This window comes from Thiohalobacter sp. COW1 (assembly GCF_016629505.1).
GTDB classification, from domain to species: domain Bacteria; phylum Pseudomonadota; class Gammaproteobacteria; order Thiohalobacterales; family Thiohalobacteraceae; genus Thiohalobacter; species Thiohalobacter thiocyanaticus_A.
On sequence record NZ_AP024239.1, the window covers coordinates 3,467,206 to 3,488,323 of the forward strand.

Genomic DNA, 21,118 nt, shown 5'->3' on the forward strand with positions numbered 1-21,118 from the left:
CCGGGCCGCTGCATGCGCCCTGACCGGCCGATTTCGACAGTGTAACAAAACTGTCATGTTCCTGGCCTAGGCTGTGCGGCATGTCAGACGTCCCAGCCAATTCCTCCTCCGTCATCGACCGCATCCCCGCGGCCAGCCAGCGGCGCCGGCGCCGCTGGCGCATGTTCAAGGACGGCGCGGCCCGGCACGGCGTCACCGTGGGCGGCATCGGGGTGATCATCGCCGTGGTGCTGATCTTCTTCTACCTGCTTTATGTGGTTCTGCCGCTGCTCAAGCCCGGTTCGGCCGAGCCCGTGACCGACTACACCGCACCCGGCAGCGGTGAGACCCTGCACCTGGCCATGGAGGAACAGGGCGAGATCGCCGTGCGCTTCACCAGCGCCGGCGAAGCGGTCTTCTTCCGGACCCGAAACGGAACCCCGGTGGCTCGCTTCGCAGTGCCGCTGCCGGAGGGTGCGGAGATCAGCACCTTCGCCGCCGGTGCGCCCGAGAGCAGGATCGTGGCCTACGGCCTGTCCGACGGTACCGCGCTGCTGGTCCGGCACGATTACCGGATCAGTTATCCCGGCGATGAGCGCCTGATCACGCCCGAGCTGCACTACCCGCTGGGACGCGAACCGCTGGAGGTCACTCCCGACGGGGCGGCACTGACGCACCTGGCGGTGCAGAGCGGTGAGGAATCGACCACCCTGGTCGGCCTGACGGCCGCTGGCAATCTGCAACTGAGCCGCATCCGCCTGGAAACCTCCTTCCTGGGCGATGAAACCGAAATGGTGCGCAGCCACCAGCGCCTGCCGCTGACCCTGACCGGGCCGCAGTTTCTGCAGGTCAATCCCCAGCAGCGCATTCTCTACGTGGCCAACCGCGACGGTGAACTGGCCCGCTATGACATCGCTGGCGGCGATGCGCCGGTATTGCTCGAGCAGATCTCGATCAGCGAGCACGGCGCGGAATTGACCCGCCTGGAACTGCTGACCGGCGGCATTTCGCTGCTGGCGGGGCATGCCAACGGACGTATCAGCCAGTGGTTCAGCGTCCCGGATCCCGACAGCAAGCGCGAGCAGCTGCGCCGCATCCGAGGTTTCGATGCCCACGCCAGTCCGGTGACCGCCATCGCCCCCGAGCACGCCCGCAAGGGACTGCTCGCGGCCGACGCGCAGGGACGCATCACGGTCTATCACACCACCGCGCACAATATCGTGCTGGACCGGCAGGTGAGCGGGCAGCCCCTGCAGCGGGTGGCGGTCTCGCCGCGGGCGGATTACTGGCTGGCCGAGGATACCGGGGGACGGCTGCATTTCTGGCAGATCGACAACGAACACCCCGAGATCTCCTGGTCCTCGCTCTGGGGCAAGGTCTGGTATGAGAGCTATGACGAGCCGGCCCACATCTGGCAGTCCTCCTCGGCTTCGAACGACTTCGAACCCAAGTTCAGTCTGACCCCGCTGGCCTTCGGCACCCTGAAGGCGGCCTTCTACGCCATGCTGATCGGCACCCCGCTGGCCATCCTCGGTGCCATCTATACCTCCTATTTCATGGCGCCGAAGATGCGCGGCTCGATCAAGCCCACCATCGAGATCATGGAGGCCCTGCCGACCGTGATCCTGGGCTTCCTGGCCGGCCTGTGGCTGGCACCCTACATCGAGGATCATCTGCCCGGGGTATTCAGCCTGCTCATCATCATGCCCTTCGGGGTGCTGCTGTTCGCCTGGTTCTGGCATCGCTTGCCCGAACGCATCCGCACGACCGTGCCTGATGGCTGGGAGGCAGCGCTGCTGATTCCGGTGGTCCTGTTCTGGTCCTGGCTCTCGCTCGGGCTGAGTCCGCTGATGGAGGCATGGCTGTTCGGCGGCGACATGCGGCTGTGGCTGAAAAGCGAACTGGGGCTGGACTTCGATCAGCGCAACTCCATTGTGGTCGGCCTGGCCATGGGCTTTGCGGTGATCCCGACTATTTTCTCCATCGCCGAAGACGCCATCTTCAACGTCCCCCGGCACCTTACCTCGGGCTCGCTGGCGCTGGGCGCCACGCCCTGGCAGACGCTCACCCGGGTGGTGCTGCTCACGGCCAGTCCCGGCATCTTCTCCGCCGTGATGATCGGTATGGGCCGGGCGGTGGGCGAGACCATGATCGTCCTCATGGCCACCGGCAACACGCCGGTGATGGACATGAACATCTTCCAGGGCATGCGCACCCTGTCGGCCAACATCGCCGTGGAAATGCCCGAATCCGAGGTCGCCAGCACTCACTACCGGGTCCTGTTCCTGGCGGCGCTGGTGCTGTTCCTGTTCACCTTTGTGGTCAATACCCTGGCCGAACTCGTGCGTCAGCGCCTGCGGCGCAAGTACGCGAGTCTGTAAGCGAGGTCCATGTCCGTGCAACGCAGCAACATCGGCAACTGGTTCAGGAGCGGCACCCCCTGGATCTGGCTCAACGCGGCTGCGGTCAGCGCCAGCCTGATCATGGTCGTGGGCCTGCTCGGCCTGATCGCGGTGCGCGGGCTGGTGCATTTCTGGCCGAATGCCCTGGTCGAATTCGATTATGTGCAGCCGAATGGTGAAACGCTGCATGTCATCGGCGAGATCCAGGACAGTGAAATCGTGCCGCGGGCTCGCATCGAGGCCTCCGGGGTCGATGTGCCCGGCACTGCCGTCGAGGTGAAACGGCTGCTGATCAAGACCGGCAACCGCGATCACCTCGGCCTGGATTTCCGCTGGCTGGTCGAGCCGCTGGTGCAGGATCGCCGCATGCCCCGGGAACTGATCGCCGTTGAACGCTACGAATGGGGCAATTTCTACGGTTATCTGCAGGCCGTGAAGGAGAACGGCCAGGTGGTCGCGCAGGGCGATGCCGCCTGGCAGGCGTTGCAGGCACGGCTGGCGCGGGCCGGGGAACTGCAGCATCGGATCGAGGCGATCGAGAAAGGCCGCATCGGCGACGTCAACTATGCCATGGAGCAGCTGCGCCTGAAGCAACGCCGCCTGGAACTGGAGGGCCGGGATACACCGGAGAATCTGGCGGCGATCGAGGCGGAGCGGGCGCGCCTGGATGCCGACTACAAGGTGCTGCAGCAGCAACTGGGCGATCTCTACCGCCAGCTGCGCCGCGACAGTTTCACCGCCACCATCATGGACGGCCGCGAGGTGGAAGTGCCGCTGGCCAAGGTGGTGCGCGCCTATCGTCCCAACGCCATGCATCTGGGCGACAAGATCGGTTTCTATTTCGCCAAGCTGTGGGAGTTCGTCAGCGACGAACCGCGCGAGGCCAACACCGAGGGTGGCATCTTTCCGGCCATCTTCGGTACCGTCACCATGGTGATCCTGATGTCGGTGTTCGTCACGCCCTTCGGCGTGATCGCGGCCGTCTATCTGCGCGAGTATGCCAAACAGGGGCCGCTGACCCGCACCATCCGCATCGCGGTCAACAACCTCGCCGGCGTGCCCTCGATCGTCTACGGCGTATTCGGCCTCGGGTTCTTCGTCTATTTCCTCGGCGGCAGCATAGACGACCTGTTCTTCCCCGAGGCGCAGCCGGCCCCGACCTTCGGCACGCCGGGCCTGTTCTGGGCCTCGCTCACCCTGGCTCTGCTGACCCTGCCGGTGGTGATTGTCGCCACCGAGGAAGGGCTGTCGCGCATCCCCAAGTCGATCCGCGAGGGCAGCCTGGCGCTCGGGGCGACCAAGGCGGAGACGCTGTGGCGCACCGTGCTGCCGATGGCCAGCCCGGCCATGATGACCGGGCTGATTCTGGCCGTGGCGCGCGCTGCCGGTGAGGTGGCGCCGCTGATGCTGGTCGGGGTGGTCAAGCTCGCGCCCTCGCTGCCGGTGGACGGCAATCCGCCGTTCGTGCATCTGGAGCGCAAGTTCATGCACCTGGGCTTCCATATCTATGACGTCGGCTTCCAGAGCCCCAACGTGGAGGCTGCCCGGCCGCTGGTCTATGCCACCGCGCTGCTGTTGGTGCTGGTCATCGTGGTGCTGAATCTTGCCGCCATCGCCATCCGCAACCGGCTGCGGGAACAGTTCAAATCGTTTGACCAGGGCTGACCCGGCCCGAGCGAAGGTAATGCAATGATGAGTGAACAGACCAAGACCCATGCCATCGATCCGCATCTGGTTGAGCGACGCGAGGCGCTGAACATCGACCGGGAAGACATCTGCCTGGAGGTGCAGGGCCTGGACCTGTATTACGGCCAGAGCCAGGCGTTGAAACAGATCAGCATGGCCATACCGCGCAATCGCGTGACCGCCTATATCGGGCCCAGCGGCTGCGGCAAGTCAACCCTGCTGCGCTGCTTCAACCGGATGAACGATCTGGTCGACGGCGTGCGCATCGAGGGCAGTATCCGGCTCGACGGCGAGGACATCTATGCCCGCTCCACCAACGTGGCCGACCTGCGCCGGCGTGTGGGCATGGTGTTCCAGAAGCCCAATCCCTTTCCCAAGAGCATCTACGAGAACGTCGCCTACGGGCTGCGGCTGCAGGGCATCAACAGCCGCCGCACCCTGGACGAGGTGGTGGAGAAGTCGCTGCGCGGCGCGGCCCTGTGGGACGAGGTCAAGGACCGGCTGCACGAGAGCGCCATGGGCCTGTCCGGCGGCCAGCAGCAGCGTCTGGTCATCGCCCGGGCCATCGCCATCGAGCCGGAGGTCATGCTGCTCGACGAGCCGGCCTCGGCACTGGATCCGATCTCCACCCTCAAGATCGAGGAACTCATCTACGAACTCAAGTCGAAATACACGATCGTGATCGTTACCCACAACATGCAGCAGGCGGCGCGCGTCTCCGACTATACTGCCTTCATGTACCTGGGCGAGCTGATCGAGTTCGGCGACACCAACACCATCTTCACCAACCCGACCCAGAAGATGACCGAGGACTACATCACCGGGCGCTACGGCTGATCGGCCGCGTTCCCGGACAGGCAGAGGTGAACGGCATGGACAAGAACAGCATCAGCCAGCACATATCGCGTCAGTACAATACCGAGCTCGAGGACATCCGCAACAAGGTGATGTCCATGGGCGGCATGGTCGAGCAGCAGGTCGTCGACGCGGTCCGTTCCCTGGTCGAGGGCGACGAGCGCCTGGCCGACGTCGTGGTCAACAACGACTACAAGGTCAATGCCATGGAAGTGGCCATCGACGAGGAGTGCAACGTCATCCTGGCCCGGCGCCAGCCGGCAGCGGGAGATCTGCGTCTGCTGGTGGCGGTGATCAAGACCATCACCGACCTGGAGCGCATCGGTGATGAGGCCGAGCGTATCGCCCGTATGGCCCTGCACATCAACGACAAGTCGCAGGTGGACCGTTTCCATGGCCGCATCGAGCACCTGGGGGAACTGGCCGGGAAGATGCTCAAGGGGGCGCTGAACACCTTCGCCCGCATGGACGCCGAGATGGCGGTGGAGGTCTGGCGCGAGGACCTGAAGCTGGACAAGGAGTACGACGGCATCATGCGCCAGCTGATCACCCTGATGATGGAGGACAACCGCAGCATCCCCAGCGCCCTGGATACCATGTGGGCGGCACGCTCGCTGGAGCGCATCGGCGACCGCGCCCGCAACATCTGCGAATACGTGATCTACCTGGTGCGCGGCAAGGACGTGCGCCACACCAGCCTGGAGCAGATGGAGGCCGAGGCGCGAAACAAGTAGTCGTCCGGGGACAGTATACTTAATTCTGAATTATGCAGCGGTCAGGAATATTGGCTACAGAACCGAAGACGCCGTCATTCCCGCGCAGGCGGGAATCCATATACCGCCGTGGTTACTGGATCCCCGCCTGCGCGGGGATGACGTTTAGTGTGGCTATATTCCTGACTCCTGAGTAAAAATATACTGTCCCCGCTTTCTAACTCAGCAGGAATTCCAGCAGCGCCTTCTGGGCGTGCAGGCGGTTTTCGGCCTCGTCCCAGACCACGCTCTGCGCGCTGTCCATGACGCCGGCGCTGACCTCTTCGCCGCGATGGGCGGGCAGGCAGTGCATGAACAGGGCCTCGCTGTCGGCGACGGCCAGCATCTCCTCGTTGACCTGAAAATCCTGGAAGGCCTCGCGGCGCTTGGCCTGTTCCTCTTCCTGGCCCATGCTGGCCCAGACATCGGTGGCGATCCAGTGGGCGCCCTGCGCCGCCTCCATGGGGTCGTGGAACAGCTGCACCCGCTCGCCTGCGGCTGCCAGGATGTCGGCATCGGGGGCGTAGTCCTGCGGGCAGCCCAGGCGCAGGTTGAAGTCGAACTGGCGCGCGGCGTTGATATAGGAATGGCACATGTTGTTGCCGTCGCCGATGTAGGTGACGGTGGCGCCGCGCACCTCGCCGCGATGCTCGACGAAGGTCTGCACGTCGGCCAGCAGCTGGCAGGGGTGGTACAGGTCGGTCAGGGCATTGATCACCGGCACCCGGGACTCGAAGGCGAAGCGCTCGATCTTGTCGTGCTCGTAGGTGCGGATGATCACGCAGTCGGCCATGCGCGACAGCACCCGCGCGGTGTCCTCCAGCGGCTCACCGCGCCCCAGCTGGGTGTCGCGCGGAGACAGGAACATGGCATGGCCGCCGAGCTGGGCCATGCCGGCCTCGAACGAGACCCGGGTCCGGGTCGAGGATTTCTCGAACACCATCGCCAGGGTCTTGTTCTTCAGCGGCTCGAAGATCTCGCCGTCATAGTGCTTCTGTTTCAGTTCGATGGCCCGGCGGATCAGGGTCTCCAGTTCGGCCGGAGACAGGTCCATCAGGGTGAGAAAGTGACGCACTGGCATGTTTCACGCCTCCTGCAGGAAGTCGGTGACCAGGGCGCAGACGGTCTCGATCAGTTCATCGCCCTGCTCGTCAGTGAAAATGAGCGGCGGCAGCAGCCGGATGACGCTCTGCGCGGTGACATTGATCAGCAGCCCGCGCTCCAGCGCCCGTTTGACCAGGTCCCCGCAGGGCCGGTCCAGGGCGATGGCCAGCAACAGGCCGTGACCGCGGATGTCGATCACCCCGGCGGTATTCTCCAGCCGGGTGCGGAAACCGGCCAGCAGCTGCCTGCCGAGCCGCTCGGCGCGTGCCGGCAGCTGCTCCCGCTCCATGGTTTCCAGTACGGCGAGCGCGGTGCGGCAGCCCAGCGGATTGCCGCCGAAGGTGGTGCCGTGATGCCCGGGCTGGAACAACTCCGCGGCCGCCCCGCGCGCCAGGCAGGCGCCGATGGGGAAGCCGTTGCCCAGCCCTTTGGCCAGGGTGAGCACGTCGGGCAGGATGCCGGCGTGCTGGAAGGCGAACCACTGGCCGGTGCGGCCGATGCCGGTCTGGATCTCGTCCAGCATCAGCAGCCAGCCGTGCTCGTCGCAGAGGGCGCGCAGGCCGGCCAGGTAATCGGACGCGGGGACCTGGATGCCGCCTTCGCCCTGCACCGGCTCGACCAGCACGGCCACGACGCCCTCGACCTCCGAGGCGGCGCGGCGCACGGCGTCGAGATCGTTGTAGGGCACGCGGGTGAAGCCCTCCACCAGCGGCTCGAAGCCGGCCTGGACCTTGAGGTTGCCGGTGGCGGTAAGGGTGGCCAGGGTGCGGCCGTGGAAGCTGTTCTCCATCACCAGGATCTGCGGTTTCGCGATGCCGCGACCGCGGGCGTGCAGCCGGGCCAGCTTGATCGCCGCCTCGTTGGCCTCGGCGCCGGAATTGCAGAAGAAGGCCCGGTCCAGGCCGGTGCGGCTGCACAAGGCCTCTGCCAGGGCTTCCTGCAGCGGGATCTCGTACAGGTTGGAGGTGTGCACCAGGGTGCGGGCCTGATCGCAGATCGCTTCGCTCACGGCCGGGTGTGCATGGCCCAGGCCGCAGACCGCGATGCCGCTGAGCGCATCCAGGTAGCGCCGGTCCCGGTCGTCCCACAGCCACGCGCCCTCGCCGCGGACGAAGCGAACCGGCAGGCGGCCGTAATTGTGCATCAGGTGGTCATTGCTGCTCATACAGGGGCCCAGAAAGCAAAAAAGCAGCTCGCAAGAGCCGCCATCGGTAAAGGATCAATCCTATCGGGATTGCCCCGGCTTGGCAAACTCGTTGGTAACTGACTGATTGAATGGCATTTAGATCAACTGGATTTTAGTCTGTCCGTCATTCCCGCGAAGGCGGGAATCCAGGCGTCCGTGGAACTGGATCCCCGCCTTCGCGGGGATGACGGAACTGAAGTAAGTGCCATTCGATTTAGTTGCTTGAAAATAGAAAAGGCCCGGGCAAAGCCGGGCCTCTGCGGGTGGATCAGCGGTCAGGGCCGATCAGAACGGCAGGCCGCCGTTGTGATAGTGGCTGGCGGTCATGCACAGCAGCATCGGCAGCGACAGCAGGGTGTTGGTGCGTGAGGCGTACAGGGCCACGGTCTTGGCCTTGGCCTTTTCCGCATCGGAGGCCTGCACCATGCCCAGCACCTTCTTCTGGTTGGGCCAGATCAGCACCCAGACGTTGAACAGCATGATGGTGCCGAGCCAGGCGCCGATGCCGATCACGGCGGCGTTCTGCTTGAGCAGGAAGGCGTCGGCGAAGATGCCGTACTTGCCCAGCGCGGCGGCGCCGGACAGCCAGGTCAGCAGCGCGGCCCAGCGGAAGTACAGCAGTGCCTTGGGGGCGACGTACTTGCCGATGGCGGCCGGGCCGGGGCCGTCCTTGTCGGCCATGGCCTCGGCCTGGGCCGGGACCTGCACGAAGTTGAAGTAATACAGCAGGCCGATCCACATCACACCGACCACGACATGGAACCAGATGGTCCATTCAGTGGTTGAGGGGGGCACGGGGCTGTCGATGACGGCCACGATGATCAGCGCCAGCACGATGCCGACGACAGTGGTGGCCCAGGGCGATTTCAATGGGTTCATGGATCATACCTCCAGATCGTTATTTTTACGGGAAGGGTTGGAATTACCAAAACCTTAGGAAATTAGTAGGGTTCGAGAGAATAGGGTAGCCCCTGACCGATTGCAATAGCCTAACTCCGGCATTTTGTTGGGTTTTGTCCGCTCATGAACATGCAGGAGAAAACCTGTACCATCGCTGCCATGCATTTGACGTCCACATCCTTCCCCAGCCCGGCCCGATGTGCATGGATGCGGTCGAACTGAGCCTGTTCGCCAGCCGCATCGAGGCGGTATGCGAGGAGATGGGGGCGGTGCTGCAGCGCTCCGCCTTCTCGCCCAACATCCGCGACCGGCTGGACTTCTCCTGCGCCGTGTTCGATCCGGCCGGCGAGTTGTGTGCCCAGGCCGCGCACATCCCGGTGCACCTGGGCAGCATGGCCTACGCCATGCGCGACCTGGTGGGCGCGGTCGAGTGGGCGCCGGGCGACATGCTCATCGTCAACGACCCCTACCTGGGCGGCACCCATCTGCCCGACGTGACTCTGATCGCGGCCGTGTTCCTGGAAGAGCGCCTGCTCGGCTTCGTGGCCAACCGCGCCCACCATGCCGACATCGGCGCCGAGGCCCCGGGCTCCATGCCGGTCTCCAGGCGCCTGGACGAGGAGGGGCGTATCATTCCGCCCGCCCTGCTGCTGCGGGGCGGGGAACTGGATGCGGCGCTGTTGCGCGAGATCACCGCCGCCACCGCCGTGCCGGCTGTCACCGAGGCGGATTTCACTGCCCAGATCAGCGCCAACCGGGTAGGGGTCCGGCGTCTGCAGGCCCTGGCCACCGGCATGCCGGCCGGACGCTATCTGCAGGGGCTGGATGCCCTGAACGAGTACGCCGCCCAGTTGGCGTCCCGGCAGCTGCAGCAGATCCCGGCCGGGCAATACTGCTTTACCGACTACATGGACGACGACGGCCAGGGCCATGCGCGGCTGCCGATCCAGGTGTGCGTGACGGTGGCGGAGGGCGGCGTGGAGGTGGATTTCGCCGGCACCGCGGAGCAGGCGCCGGGCAACGTCAACTGTCCGCTGTCGGTGGCAGCCGCGGCGGTCTACTATGTGTTTCGCTGTCTGCTGCCGCCTCAGACACCGGCTTGCGCGGGCAGCTTCCGCGCCCTGCGCATCCGCGCTCCGGAAGGTTCGCTGGTCAACGCCCGCCGGCCGGCGGCGGTCGCGGCCGGCAATGTGGAGACCTCCAGCCGCATCGTCGATGCCCTGCTGGGCGCGCTGGCCCGGGCGCTGCCGGAGCGGATCCCGGCGGCCAGCCAGGGTACGATGAACAACCTGGCCATGGGCGCGCGCGGCCCCGGAGGCGCCTGGGACTATTATGAAACCCTGGGCGGCGGCATGGGCGGCGGCCCGCAGCAACCGGGCCTGAGCGCGGTGCAGACGCACATGACCAATACCCTGAACACGCCCATCGAGGTGGTGGAGCGCTTCTATCCCCTGCGCGTGAATCGCTATGCCATCCGCCGCGGCTCCGGCGGCGCCGGCCGGCATCGCGGCGGTGACGGCCTGGTCCGCGAATACGAGTTCCTGGCCCCGGCGCAGGTGACCCTGCTGACCGAGCGCCGGACCACTGCGCCCTGGGGGCTGCAGGGCGGGGCTGCGGGTCGGCCGGGCGTGAATCTGCTGAACGACAGGCTGCTGCCGCCGAAGGTGGCGCTGGCGGTCGCCGCCGGCGACCGGCTCACCCTGGAGACGCCTGGCGGCGGTGGCTGGGGAATGTAGGATGGGTGAAGGCGCTTGCGCCGTAACCCATCATCGTCGTGCAGGTTGAGGTATTGTGTCGGGATAAGTCGATGGGTTGCGCTGCGCTCCACCCATCCTACCAACTGAGTTAGGAGTATCGATGTATGAACAGGCTCTGGATCGTGTTGCTGTGCGGCCTGCTGCCGGCCCTGTCCGGCTGCGGGGCGCTGGTGGTCGGCGGCGCCGCGGCCGGCGGCTATTATGTCGGCCAGGACGAGCGCACGGCGGGTGAGATCTCGCGCGATGCGACCATCACCTCCACCATCAACACCCGCTATGTACGCGACCGGGAGGTGAAGGCCATGGATATCAATGTCGACACCTATCGCGGTGTGGTGACACTCTATGGCAGCGTATCCAGCCGGCGTTCGGCGGAGCGTGCGGTGGAGATCGCCCGCAGTGTGAAGGGCGTGAAGCAGGTGAATTCGAAGCTCACAGTCATTGATGGCCAGGGCTGAGTGAGTAGGATGGGTGAAGCACAGCGTAACCCATCGCCGTGTGCCGGTCGGGTGATGGGTTACGGCGCCGCGCGCCTTCACCCATCCTACTTGCTTAACCCGGGTATGGTGTGAGTGGTGGAATTAACCGTATTCATATTCCCGTCATTCCGGCACCGGCCGGAATCCAGCACCCGCCGCGGTCGCTGGATCCCCGCCTGCGCGGGGATGACGGGGTACGATCAAAGCCGCCCTGACTTGTGTTCTGTATCTTGAGACCTGGATCCTGACCTGATGTGCGGCATCTGCGGTGAACTGCGATTCGACGGCCGGTCCCCCGACCTGGGGACCGTGCACCGGATGATGGAGCGGCTGGAGCGACGCGGCCCGGACCATGCCGGCAGCCATTCCGACGGCCCGCTGGCGATGGGTCATCGACGGTTGTCCATCATCGATCTGAGCGCTCATGCCAACCAGCCGATGGTCGACCAGGACCTGGATCTGGCCATCGTCTTCAACGGTACCATCTACAACTACCCCGAACTGCGCGAAGAGTTGATCGGGCTGGGTTATCACTTCTTCTCCCACGGCGACACCGAGGTCATCCTCAAGGCCTACCAGGCCTGGGGCGAGGCCTGCGTGGAGCGCCTGCACGGCATGTTCGCCTTCGCGGTCTGGGACAGCGACCGCCAGCGCCTGTTCGTGGCGCGCGACCGCATGGGCATCAAGCCGCTCTATTACCGCTATGCGGACGGCTGTTTCCGCTTCGCCTCCACCAGCCAGGCGCTGATCGCCGCCGGCGGGGTGAGTGCGGATCTGGACTCGGTCGCCCTGCATCACCTGTTCACCCTGCATGCGGTGGTGCCGGCGCCGCGCACCGTGCTGCGCGGAGTGCGCAAACTGGATCCCGGCCATTACCTGGTGGTGGAGGCCGACGGGCGCTGGCGCAAGCAGCGCTACTGGGCGCTCGAGGCGCGGCGTCCGGACCGGTCCCTGGACGAGGCCGAGTGGACCGAGGCCATTCACGCCGCCCTGATGGAGGCCGTGCGCCGGCGCATCGAGATCAGCGATGTGCCGGTCGGGGTGCTGCTCTCCGGCGGGTTGGATTCCAGCCTGCTGGTCGCGCTGCTGGCCGAGGCCGGGGTGCAGGACCTGCTCACCTTCTCGGTCGGCTTCGAGGACCAGCCCGAGGAGAAGGGCAGCGAGTTCGAATACTCCGACCCGGTGGCCGAGCGCTACGCCACCCGCCACCACAAGTACCGCATTCCCAACAGCGAGGTGCTCGACCGCCTGCCCGAGGCCGTGGACAACATGACCGAGCCCATGTTCGGCCAGGATGCCGTGGCCTTCTACCTGCTGGCCGAGCAGGTATCGAAAAGCGTGAAGGTGGTGCAGAGCGGCCAGGGCGCGGACGAGGTGTTCGCCGGCTATTTCTGGTATCCGCGCATGCTGGAGGAGACGGGCGAGCCGCTGGAGCGCTTCCGGGCGCACTACTTCGACCGCGATCACGACGAGTATCTGGAGATGGTCGAGCCGGCGTATCAGGGACTGGACTACACCGGCGCCAAGATCGGCCGCCGCCTGCACCAGCCGGGCGCGGATGAGTTCATCGACCAGGTGCTGCGCCTGGACGTGACCACCCTGATCGTCGACGACCCGGTCAAGCGGGTGGACAACATGACCATGGCCTGGGGCCTGGAGGCGCGGGTGCCCTTCCTCGACCACAGGCTGGTCGAACTGGCCGCGCGCATGCCGCCCGAGTACAAGCTCGGCTCCGGCGGCAAGCAGGTGCTCAAGTCCATCGCCCGCGGCCGGCTGCCGGATGCGGTCATCGACCGGCCCAAGGGCTATTTCCCGGTGCCGGCGCTCAAGTACGTGCGCGGGCCCTTTCTGGACTTCATGCGCGATATTCTCGACTCGCAGGCCTGCCGCGAGCGCGGCCTGTACCGGCGCGAGTATGTGGACAAACTGCTGGATGCGCCCGAGTCGCACCACACCCGCATCCTCGGCAGCAAGCTGTGGCACCTGGCGCTGCTGGAGTACTGGCTGCAGCGCAATGTGGGGTAAGGGCCAGGGCGGTAGGTCGGGTTAGCCCGCAGGGCGTAACCCGACGCACTGCGGTCCTGTCGGGTTACGCTACGCAAACCCGACCTGCGTTCTAAGTTATCCGTCATCCCCGCGTAGGCGGGGATCCAGTTCCGCGGTCGTGTGGATTCCCGCCTTCGCGGGAATGACGCGGAGAGAATCAATGCCATGCGGCCGCGGAGCCTATCCCGGCGTGAGATTCTGCGTCCCTAACTAGCCCGAAAGGAATATTCCCCTTGAAACCGGGCCTTTTTTCCCCCATCTGGGACGAGTAGACTCCGGAAACAGTGGGTTAATCCCGAATTCAAGCTGACGACCCGAGGTAATGACGATGGACGTGATGGACAAGATCAAGCAGGCAGTGGACACCCACCCGGTGGTGATCTTCATGAAGGGCACCCCCGAGATGCCCATGTGCGGCTTCTCCAGCCGCGCGGCCCAGGCCCTGCAGGCCTGCGGCGAGGAGTTCGCCTACGTGAATGTGCTGTCCGATCCCGAGGTGTTCGAGAATCTGCCGCGCTTCGCCAACTGGCCGACCTTCCCGCAGATCTACATCAACGGCGAACTGATCGGCGGCTGCGACATCACCCTGGAGATGTACCAGAACGGCGAACTGGAGAAGATGGTCAAGGAGGCCGTGGCCGGCAAGGCCGGGCAGGGCGACTCCGCCGCCCAGTAAGTCCGTTCGCGGGCTGACCACTGCGACCACGCCCCCGGCTCCGCCGCGGGCGTGGTTTTTTTATGCCTTACTGCTGTCGGGCCTGCGGCCGGCGGCCGATCACGGCCTCCAGCGCCAGCGGCCGGCCGCGCCGCACCGCCTCGATCTGCAGTCGGCTGCCCGGGCGGCTGGCGGCGATGGCATTCATGGCCTGGCGGGAACTGCTCACCGGCTTGCCGTTGAGGCCGACGAGCACGTCACCCGGTTCCAGGCCGGCCTGATCGGCCGGCCCCCCGCGCAGCACACCCGCGATCAGCACCCCGTCGGTGCTGTCCAGTTCGAAGGACTCGGCCAGCTGCGGGCTCAGGTCCTGGGCCTCGATGCCCAGCCAGCCGCGCACCACCTCACCCTGTTCGATGATCTGCTTCATCACGTCCCGCGCCAGGCTTTCGGGAATGGCGAAGCCGATGCCCTGGGAGCCGCCGGAGCGGCTGAAGATGGCGGTATTGATCCCGATCAGTTCACCGTGGGCATTGATCAGCGCCCCGCCCGAGTTGCCGGGATTGATGGCGGCATCGGTCTGGATGAAGTTCTCGTAGGTGCTGATGCCGAGCTGGGTGCGCCCGGTGGCGCTCACAATCCCCTGGGTCACCGTCTGACCCACCCCGAAGGGGTTGCCGATGGCCAGCACCACGTCGCCCACGCGCAGGGCATCGGCCTCGCCCAGCACGATCACCGGCAGGTCGTCGGCCTCGATGCGCAGCACCGACAGATCGGTCTCCGGGTCGCTGCCGACCACCTGTGCCGAATAGCTGCGGCTGTCGGCCAGCATGACCTGGATCTCGTCGGCGTTGCCCACCACATGGTTGTTGGTCAGGATGTAACCCTGCGGGCTGATGATTACGCCCGAGCCCAGGCTGGTCTGCAGGCGCTCGCGCTGCGGGCCGAAGCCGTCACCGAAGAACTGCCGGAACAGGGGGTCGCTGAACAGCGGATGCAGCGGCTCGCGCACCATCTTGGCGCTGTAGATGTTGACCACGGCCGGGGCGGCCGCGGCGACCGCGTCGGCATAGGAGACGGGGCCGCTGGCGGGGGCGGTGGCCGGGGCCCCGTTGCGCTGGCTCTCCCGGACCTCCACCACCGCCGGCGCCTCGCTGCGGAACAGTTCCGGCTTGAAGACATAGAGCAGGGCGGCGGCCATCAGTCCCACCACGATGGACTGGGCCAGGAAGGTCAGGAGATTGCGTTTGGCCATGAGTCGATCCTGTTGTTCGATTTGCGTATGATTTCCATAATCATAAGTATGACCCTTCCCGTCATTCCCGCCTGCGCGGGAATGACGGGAAAGGCAGTAACTCGGAGATTGTCCAAGAATGATTATGCCTGAATTCTCCACCGGCCGGGGACGCACATGGTAACAATCGACGAACTCGTTGCGTACAGCGACGCCCTGCTGCAGGTCGGCGAGTTTCAGGACTACTGCCCCAACGGCCTGCAGGTCGAGGGCCGGGGCGAGGTGCGGCGTATCGTCTCGGGCGTGACCGCCAGCCAGGCCCTGGTCGATGCCGCCATCGAGGCCGGGGCCGATGTCCTGCTGGTCCATCACGGCTATTTCTGGAAGGGCGAGCCGGCGCCCATCGTGGGGATGAAGCGCCGGCGCATTGCCGCGCTGCTCGCGCACGGCGTCAGCCTGCTGGCCTATCACCTGCCGCTGGATGCCCACCCGGAACTGGGCAACAACGCCCGGCTGGCGGCGGAACTGGAGTTGTCCATCGAAGGCTGGTTCGGCGGCGGCCGGGGGCCGGACATCGCCTGCCACGGCCGGCCGGCGCAGCCGCTCACCCCGGCCGGACTGGCCGGATGGCTCGAGACCCGGCTGGGGCGGGCGCCGCTGCACCTGCCCGGCCGGCCGGAGCGCATCGAACGGCTCGCCTGGTGCACCGGCGCGGCCCAGTCCTATATCGAGGCCGCCGCCGCCCTGGGCGTGGACGCCTTCATCAGCGGCGAGGCCTCGGAGCAGACCACCCACCTGGCCCGGGAACTGGGCATCCACTACTTCGGCGCCGGGCATCACGCCACCGAGCGCGGCGGCCCCCGTGCCCTGGGGGGGCATCTGGCAGAAAAATTCAGTCTGGAACATCGGTTTATCGATATCGACAACCCGGTCTGAAACCGCGCCGGGTTTGACCTTATTCGCCAGTTCGTGGAAAATCTGCGCTTTTCCGGGGGCCTGTCCGGCACGAGGGCTCTCCCGGCGCGCGAGCCTGATCAACATCAAGTCATTCCGCGGCCAGCCCGCCTAGAATGACCCGCCTGCATGGGCCATAACGAAGCCTTTTAAATATATGTCTGATCAAAATTACCTGGAGAGCCTTAGATGAGTGATGGCGTAGATACCAGCCGGCGCCGCTTCCTCACCGCCGCCACGAGCGTGGTCGGTGCCGTGGGTGCCGTGTATGTGGCCGTTCCCTTCGTCAAGTCCATGTGGCCGAGCGCGCGGGCGCAGGCGGCCGGGGCGCCGGTGGAGGTGGACATCAGCAAGATCGAGCCCGGCCAGATGCTCAACGTGGAATGGCGCGGCAAGCCGGTGTGGATCGTCAACCGCACCGACGAGATGCTGCAGAGCCTGGATGAACTGACCGACCGGGTCAGCGATCCCGACTCCCAGGCCTCCGAGCAGCCCGAATACGCCCAGAACCAGGCCCGCTCCATCAAGGAGAACGTCCTGGTCATGGTCGCCATCTGCACCCATCTGGGCTGTTCGCCCAAATACCGCCCCGATGTGGCCCCGGCCGACCTGGGCAACGACTGGCTGGGCGGTTTCTTCTGCCCCTGTCACGGCTCCAAGTACGACCTGGCCGGGCGTGTCTACAAGGGCATGCCGGCACCGCTGAATATGCCGGTGCCGCCGCATCGCTACATCGGCGATACCGTTGTCCTCGTTGGCGAAGATCAAGGAGCTGCATGATGGCCGGTTCAAACAACGACAAGATTCAGGGCGGCCTGATGGGCTGGATCGACGGCCGCTTCCCGCTGAGTTCGCTGTGGAACGACCACATGGCGAAATACTATGCGCCGAAGAATTTCAATTTCTGGTACTTCTTCGGCTCGCTGGCGCTGCTGGTGCTGGTCATCCAGATCGTCTCCGGCATCTTCCTGACCATGCATTTCAAGCCCGATGCCGAGCGCGCCTTCGCCTCGGTCGAGTACATCATGCGCGACGTGGAGTGGGGCTGGCTGATCCGCTACATCCACTCCACCGGGGCCTCGGCCTTCTTCATCGTGGTGTACCTGCATATGTTCCGCGGTATGCTCTACGGCTCCTACAAGCAGCCGCGCGAGCTGATCTGGATCTTCGGCGTGCTGATCTTCCTGGCGCTGATGGCCGAGGCCTTCTTCGGCTACCTGCTGCCCTGGGGCCAGATGTCCTACTGGGGCGCGCAGGTCATCATCTCGCTGTTCGCGGCCATCCCCATCGTCGGCGACGACCTGGCGCTGTGGATCCGCGGCGACTTCGTCATCGCCGATGCCACCCTGAACCGCTTCTTCGCCTTCCACGTGATCGCCGTGCCGCTGGTGCTGATCGCCCTGGTGGTGGCGCACATCATGGCGCTGCACGAGGTCGGCTCCAACAACCCCGACGGCATCGAGATCAAGAAGAACAAGGACGCCAACGGCATTCCGGTCGACGGCATCCCGTTCCATCCCTACTACTCCGTCAAGGATATCTTCGGAGTCGGGGTGTTCCTGATCTTCTTCGCCATCGTGGTGTTCTTCGTGCCGGAGATGGGCGGCTACTTCATCGAGCCGCCGAACTTCGAGCCGGCCGACCCGCTCAAGACCCCCGAGCACATCGCCCCGGTCTGGTACTTCACGCCCTACTACGCCATCCTGCGCGCCGTGCCCTCGATCGCCGGCTCGGCCTTCCCCGGCGTGGCGGCCATGGGTATTGCGGTGCTGATCTTCTTCCTGCTGCCCTGGCTCGACCGCAGTCCGGTGAAGTCGATCCGCTACCGCGGCCCGCTGTACAAGGGTGCGCTGACCCTGTTCGTGATCTCCTTTATCGTGCTTGGATGGTTGGGTACGCAGCCGGCAACGGAAACCCTGACGCTGCTCGCCCGTATCTTCACGGCGATCTATTTCGCGTTCTTCCTGCTGATGCCCATCTACACGAAGATGGACTCCACCAAGCCGGTACCGGAAAGGGTGACACACTAATGAAAAAGATCCTCTTTGCATTGCTGTTCATGCTGACCCCCGTTCTGGCGCAGGCCGCGGGGGGCAATGTCCATCTCGACTCCGCCGACATCGACCTGGAGAACAAGGATTCGCTGCGCCGCGGGGCCAAGCTGTTCACCAACTACTGCCTGAGTTGCCACTCGGCGCAGTTCCAGCGCTACAACCGCATGGCGCGGGACCTGGGCATGACCGACGACCAGGTCATCAACAACCTGATGTTCGCCAGCAAGGAAGTCGGCGAGACCATGACCATCGCCATGCCGGGCGAGCAGGCCGAGGCCTGGTTCGGCGTGACCCCGCCGGACCTGTCGCTGACCGCCCGCTCGCGCGGACCGGACTGGATCTACACCTACCTGCGTTCCTTCTACCTGGACGATTCGCGCCCCTTCGGCGTGAACAACCTGATCTTCGACAAGGTGGGCATGCCGCACGTGCTGTGGCAGCTGCAGGGCTTCCAGCAGCCGGTCTACGAGACCACGGTCGACGAGGACGGCAAGGAGCACAAGGCGATCGTCGATCTGGAACTGGTCGAGCAGGGCAGCATGAGTCCGGCCGAGTACGACCAGGCCGCACGTGATCTGACTGCCTTCATGACCTATATCGCCGAGCCGATCCGGCTCGAGCGCAAGCGCATCGGCCTGTGGGTGATCGGCTTCCTGGTGATCTTCACCATCCTGGCCTACATGCTGAAGAAGGAATACTGGAAGGACGTACACTGACGGTACGCCCCGGACAGTACAGGTAAGGCCCCGGGCCGGTGGCGCGTGCGTGCGCCCCGGCTCGGTGCTTTTTCAGGTATACTCTGCGCCAGACGCCCAATCCGGAGTAGCCCAGGAGTAATCCAGATGGCCGTAGTCGCCAATCGTCGTTCCGTCATGACACTCTTTTCCAGCGCCAGCTGCCCCTACAGCCATCGCGCGCGTATCGTGCTGGCCGAGAAGGGCATCACCGTCGAGGTGGTCAACGTCGACCTGGACAACCTGCCGGAAGACCTGATCGATCTCAATCCCTACCAGACCGTGCCGACGCTGGTGGACCGCGAGTTGGTGCTCTACGATTCCCACGTCATCATGGAATACCTGGACGAGCGCTTCCCGCACCCGCCGCTGATGCCGGTCGATCCGGTCTCCCGCGCCAAGGCGCGCCTGGCCATGTACCGCATCGACCAGGACTGGTACGGTCTGCTGCGCGACATCGACACCAAGGGCGAGAAGGCCGCCGCCAAGGCCCGCAAGATGCTGCGCGACAGCATCGCCTCCAGCGCCGAGGTGTTCGCCGCCATGCCGTTCTTCCTCAGCGAGGAATTCAGCCTCATCGACTGCTATGTGGCCCCGCTGCTGTGGCGGTTGCCGGTCTACAAGATCGACCTGCCCAAGCAGTCCAAGGCCGTGTGGGATTATGCCGAGCGCATCTTCGCCCGCGACTCGTTCCAGCAGAGCCTGACCGACGCCGAACGCGAAATGCGCGACTGAAATTCACCGGCCGGAACACCGCCGTTCCGCGCCGCATCTGCAAGTCCGGTCCTATGGAAGACATGAGCCCCAGCCGGCCGTATCTGATCCGCGCCATCAACGAGTGGATCATCGACAACGGCCAGACCCCCTATCTGCTGATCAATGCCGACTATCCCGGCGTCGAAGTCCCGCAACAGTTCGTCGACGAGGGCAAGATCGTGCTCAACATCAATCCCACCGCCGTCGCCGGGCTGGAACTGGGCAACGAGTACATCCTGTTCAGCGCCCGCTTCCAGGGCCGCGCCTGGGAGATCGTCATCCCGGTGCCCGCCGTGCTCGCCATCTACGCCCAGGAAAACGGCCGCGGCATGATGTTCAACGAGGACGAATACGGCCCCGAGCCGCCCGACGGCGGCGGTGGCCCGGAGCAGGACAAGTCCGACGACGACAAGGGCCGGCCCTCGCTCAAGGTGGTGAAGTAAGCCTTCCCGCGGGGGCGGGGCGCTCATCCGCCCCCTGTTCCTGCGCACTGCCCAGTACCTCCCCAAGCGGACTCAGTACCGCATTCCCGCCGCGTTGCAGCACATGGGTGTAGATCTGTGTGGTGCGCACGTCCTTGTGCCCCAATTGTTCCTGCACTGTGCGGATATCCATCCCGCGTTCGAGCAGATGCGTCGCGAATGAATGGCGCAGGGTATGGCAACTCGCCGGTTTCAGGATCCGCGCCTTGCGGACGGCCAGTTTCACGGCCTTCTGTACGCAGCTTTCATCCAGGTGATGCCGCCGAACGACGCCGGAACGGGGATCCACACTGCGCCGGCTGGCGGGGAAGACATACTGCCAGGCCCAGGAGGTGGCTGCGCGCGGATATTTACGCGCCAGCGCATGCGGCAGCCATACCGCCCCGAAGCCGTCACGCAGATCCTTCTCGTGCAGGTTGCGGACTGATTCCAGATGCCGTTGCAGCGGCGCGATGCAGGGATCGGGAAGCACGACTACCCGGTCCTTGCCGCCCTTGCCGGAACGCACCGTAATGCTGCGGTGATCGAAATCCAGATCCTTCACCCGCAGGCGCAGGCACTCCATCAACCGCAGACCCGAGCCGTACAACAGGCAGGCCGGCAACCAGTGGGGGCCATCCAGCGCCTGAAACAGCCTGCGCACCTCGTCCCGGGTCAGAACCACCGGCAGGCGTTCGGGACGCTTCGCCCGAACAGCCCCAAGGATATCGCCCAGCGGCCGGCCGATGACATGCCGATAGACAAACACCAGGGCGTTGAGCGCCTGATTCTGAGTACTGGGGGCGACATTGCGCCCGACCGCGAGATAGGTCAGGAACTCGCCGACTTCGGTTTCGCCCAACTCGCTCGGGTGCCGCTTGCCATGAAACAGGATGAACTGCCGGATCCAGCCGAGATAGGCCTCTTCGGTGCGGATGCTGTAGTGCCGGGTCCGGATCGCGTCACGCACCTGATTGAGGAATGGTGATTTAGGGCGGTCCTTGTGCATAGAGCTCTCTCCCTGAGCTGTATGTCTGTACAGTACAAAAGAAGCGGCCGTTCCGCAACCCCTGCGGGATAGGCGGCGAAGCAGGCATATAACCGGGCAAGGTAACCGATGAAGC

19 protein-coding genes are annotated in these 21,118 nt (G+C 65.2%); 14 read left to right on the forward strand and 5 right to left on the reverse strand.

Annotation, left to right across the window (positions count from 1 at the left end; all coding sequences use genetic code 11):
* Positions 1-80 precede the first annotated feature (80 nt).
* Genes COW1_RS16460 through phoU form a run of 4 tightly spaced genes read left to right on the forward strand, consistent with a single transcriptional unit; the run spans position 81 to position 5,656 of the window.
* Positions 81-2,360, forward strand: a complete 2,280-nt coding sequence (locus COW1_RS16460; protein ID WP_201344835.1) for an ABC transporter permease subunit — start codon at positions 81-83, stop codon at positions 2,358-2,360.
* A 9-nt stretch (positions 2,361-2,369) separates the two neighbouring features.
* Entirely contained in the window at positions 2,370-4,046 is a 1,677-nt protein-coding gene (gene pstA / locus COW1_RS16465; protein ID WP_172844303.1) for a phosphate ABC transporter permease PstA, read from the forward strand.
* Positions 4,047-4,073: 27 nt separating this feature from the next.
* Positions 4,074-4,904, forward strand: a complete 831-nt coding sequence (pstB, locus tag COW1_RS16470) for a phosphate ABC transporter ATP-binding protein PstB (RefSeq protein ID WP_172844334.1) — start codon at positions 4,074-4,076, stop codon at positions 4,902-4,904.
* Positions 4,905-4,939: 35 nt separating this feature from the next.
* Positions 4,940-5,656: a phosphate signaling complex protein PhoU gene (gene phoU, locus COW1_RS16475; RefSeq protein WP_096366961.1), complete on the forward strand. Its 717-nt coding sequence runs from the start codon at positions 4,940-4,942 to the stop codon at positions 5,654-5,656.
* 196 nt (positions 5,657-5,852) lie between these two features.
* On the opposite strand, the gene argF is transcribed toward phoU, so the two are convergent.
* From argF to COW1_RS16490, 3 genes are all read right to left on the reverse strand, one after another.
* Positions 5,853-6,755, reverse strand: coding sequence for an ornithine carbamoyltransferase (gene argF, locus COW1_RS16480; protein WP_201344837.1), 903 nt, complete (start codon positions 6,753-6,755; stop codon positions 5,853-5,855).
* A gap of 3 nt (positions 6,756-6,758) precedes the next feature.
* Positions 6,759-7,943, reverse strand: a complete 1,185-nt coding sequence (locus COW1_RS16485; RefSeq protein ID WP_231971513.1) for an acetylornithine transaminase — start codon at positions 7,941-7,943, stop codon at positions 6,759-6,761.
* Between the two features lie 306 nt (positions 7,944-8,249).
* Complete coding sequence (locus COW1_RS16490) at positions 8,250-8,843, reverse strand: urate hydroxylase PuuD (RefSeq protein ID WP_096366959.1); 594 nt, start codon at positions 8,841-8,843, stop codon at positions 8,250-8,252.
* A gap of 224 nt (positions 8,844-9,067) precedes the next feature.
* Between COW1_RS16490 and COW1_RS16495 the strand changes: the two genes are divergently transcribed.
* From COW1_RS16495 to grxD, 4 genes are all read left to right on the forward strand, one after another.
* On the forward strand, positions 9,068-10,600 hold the full coding sequence (locus tag COW1_RS16495) for a hydantoinase B/oxoprolinase family protein (RefSeq protein ID WP_096367611.1): 1,533 nt from the start codon (positions 9,068-9,070) through the stop codon (positions 10,598-10,600).
* Between the two features lie 125 nt (positions 10,601-10,725).
* Positions 10,726-11,079: a BON domain-containing protein gene (locus tag COW1_RS16500; protein WP_172844302.1), complete on the forward strand. Its 354-nt coding sequence runs from the start codon at positions 10,726-10,728 to the stop codon at positions 11,077-11,079.
* Positions 11,080-11,352: 273 nt separating this feature from the next.
* Entirely contained in the window at positions 11,353-13,125 is a 1,773-nt protein-coding gene (locus COW1_RS16505; protein ID WP_201344839.1) for an N-acetylglutaminylglutamine amidotransferase, read from the forward strand.
* Positions 13,126-13,474: 349 nt separating this feature from the next.
* Positions 13,475-13,822: a Grx4 family monothiol glutaredoxin gene (grxD, locus tag COW1_RS16510; RefSeq protein WP_096366957.1), complete on the forward strand. Its 348-nt coding sequence runs from the start codon at positions 13,475-13,477 to the stop codon at positions 13,820-13,822.
* Between the two features lie 67 nt (positions 13,823-13,889).
* Here the strand turns inward: grxD and COW1_RS16515 are convergent, their stop codons facing one another.
* The gene (locus COW1_RS16515; RefSeq protein ID WP_201344841.1) at positions 13,890-15,056 is read right to left on the reverse strand and encodes a Do family serine endopeptidase; all 1,167 of its coding nucleotides are present in this window, start codon (positions 15,054-15,056) and stop codon (positions 13,890-13,892) included.
* Between the two features lie 156 nt (positions 15,057-15,212).
* Here COW1_RS16515 and COW1_RS16520 point away from each other — a divergent pair, with 156 nt between their 5' ends.
* The 6 genes from COW1_RS16520 to COW1_RS16545 all read left to right on the forward strand — a co-directional run bounded on the left by COW1_RS16520 (position 15,213) and on the right by COW1_RS16545 (position 19,976).
* Positions 15,213-15,971: a Nif3-like dinuclear metal center hexameric protein gene (locus COW1_RS16520; RefSeq protein ID WP_201344843.1), complete on the forward strand. Its 759-nt coding sequence runs from the start codon at positions 15,213-15,215 to the stop codon at positions 15,969-15,971.
* Between the two features lie 207 nt (positions 15,972-16,178).
* Positions 16,179-16,769: a ubiquinol-cytochrome c reductase iron-sulfur subunit gene (gene petA, locus COW1_RS16525; protein ID WP_096366954.1), complete on the forward strand. Its 591-nt coding sequence runs from the start codon at positions 16,179-16,181 to the stop codon at positions 16,767-16,769.
* Positions 16,766-18,019 (forward strand): cytochrome bc complex cytochrome b subunit, encoded by a 1,254-nt coding sequence (locus COW1_RS16530; RefSeq protein ID WP_370590874.1) that lies wholly within the window; start codon positions 16,766-16,768, stop codon positions 18,017-18,019. Before petA ends, COW1_RS16530 begins: the two co-directional genes overlap by 4 nt.
* Positions 18,019-18,759, forward strand: coding sequence for a cytochrome c1 (locus tag COW1_RS16535; protein WP_201344845.1), 741 nt, complete (start codon positions 18,019-18,021; stop codon positions 18,757-18,759). The genes COW1_RS16530 and COW1_RS16535 overlap by 1 nt, the downstream gene beginning before the upstream one ends.
* Before the next feature lie 126 nt (positions 18,760-18,885).
* Positions 18,886-19,512 (forward strand): stringent starvation protein SspA, encoded by a 627-nt coding sequence (sspA, locus tag COW1_RS16540; protein ID WP_201344847.1) that lies wholly within the window; start codon positions 18,886-18,888, stop codon positions 19,510-19,512.
* Positions 19,513-19,574: 62 nt separating this feature from the next.
* Positions 19,575-19,976 (forward strand): ClpXP protease specificity-enhancing factor, encoded by a 402-nt coding sequence (locus COW1_RS16545; protein ID WP_201344849.1) that lies wholly within the window; start codon positions 19,575-19,577, stop codon positions 19,974-19,976.
* On the opposite strand, the gene COW1_RS16550 is transcribed toward COW1_RS16545, so the two are convergent.
* A complete protein-coding gene (locus tag COW1_RS16550; protein WP_201344852.1) occupies positions 19,960-21,003 on the reverse strand; it encodes an integron integrase in 1,044 nt (347 codons plus the stop codon). The two genes, COW1_RS16545 and COW1_RS16550, sit on opposite strands and share 17 nt — an antisense overlap.
* Between the last annotated feature and the right edge of the window lie 115 nt (positions 21,004-21,118).

Coding starts and splice junctions, on each gene's coding strand:
- COW1_RS16460 (WP_201344835.1), top strand. CDS start 81: ATGTCAGACGTCCCAGCCAATTCCTCCTCCGTCATCGACCGCATCCCC.
- pstA (WP_172844303.1), top strand. CDS start 2,370: ATGTCCGTGCAACGCAGCAACATCGGCAACTGGTTCAGGAGCGGCACC.
- pstB (WP_172844334.1), top strand. CDS start 4,074: ATGAGTGAACAGACCAAGACCCATGCCATCGATCCGCATCTGGTTGAG.
- phoU (WP_096366961.1), top strand. CDS start 4,940: ATGGACAAGAACAGCATCAGCCAGCACATATCGCGTCAGTACAATACC.
- argF (WP_201344837.1), bottom strand. CDS start 6,755: ATGCCAGTGCGTCACTTTCTCACCCTGATGGACCTGTCTCCGGCCGAA.
- COW1_RS16485 (WP_231971513.1), bottom strand. CDS start 7,943: ATGAGCAGCAATGACCACCTGATGCACAATTACGGCCGCCTGCCGGTT.
- COW1_RS16490 (WP_096366959.1), bottom strand. CDS start 8,843: ATGAACCCATTGAAATCGCCCTGGGCCACCACTGTCGTCGGCATCGTG.
- COW1_RS16495 (WP_096367611.1), top strand. CDS start 9,068: ATGGATGCGGTCGAACTGAGCCTGTTCGCCAGCCGCATCGAGGCGGTA.
- COW1_RS16500 (WP_172844302.1), top strand. CDS start 10,726: ATGAACAGGCTCTGGATCGTGTTGCTGTGCGGCCTGCTGCCGGCCCTG.
- COW1_RS16505 (WP_201344839.1), top strand. CDS start 11,353: ATGTGCGGCATCTGCGGTGAACTGCGATTCGACGGCCGGTCCCCCGAC.
- grxD (WP_096366957.1), top strand. CDS start 13,475: ATGGACGTGATGGACAAGATCAAGCAGGCAGTGGACACCCACCCGGTG.
- COW1_RS16515 (WP_201344841.1), bottom strand. CDS start 15,056: ATGGCCAAACGCAATCTCCTGACCTTCCTGGCCCAGTCCATCGTGGTG.
- COW1_RS16520 (WP_201344843.1), top strand. CDS start 15,213: ATGGTAACAATCGACGAACTCGTTGCGTACAGCGACGCCCTGCTGCAG.
- petA (WP_096366954.1), top strand. CDS start 16,179: ATGAGTGATGGCGTAGATACCAGCCGGCGCCGCTTCCTCACCGCCGCC.
- COW1_RS16530 (WP_370590874.1), top strand. CDS start 16,766: ATGATGGCCGGTTCAAACAACGACAAGATTCAGGGCGGCCTGATGGGC.
- COW1_RS16535 (WP_201344845.1), top strand. CDS start 18,019: ATGAAAAAGATCCTCTTTGCATTGCTGTTCATGCTGACCCCCGTTCTG.
- sspA (WP_201344847.1), top strand. CDS start 18,886: ATGGCCGTAGTCGCCAATCGTCGTTCCGTCATGACACTCTTTTCCAGC.
- COW1_RS16545 (WP_201344849.1), top strand. CDS start 19,575: ATGAGCCCCAGCCGGCCGTATCTGATCCGCGCCATCAACGAGTGGATC.
- COW1_RS16550 (WP_201344852.1), bottom strand. CDS start 21,003: ATGCACAAGGACCGCCCTAAATCACCATTCCTCAATCAGGTGCGTGAC.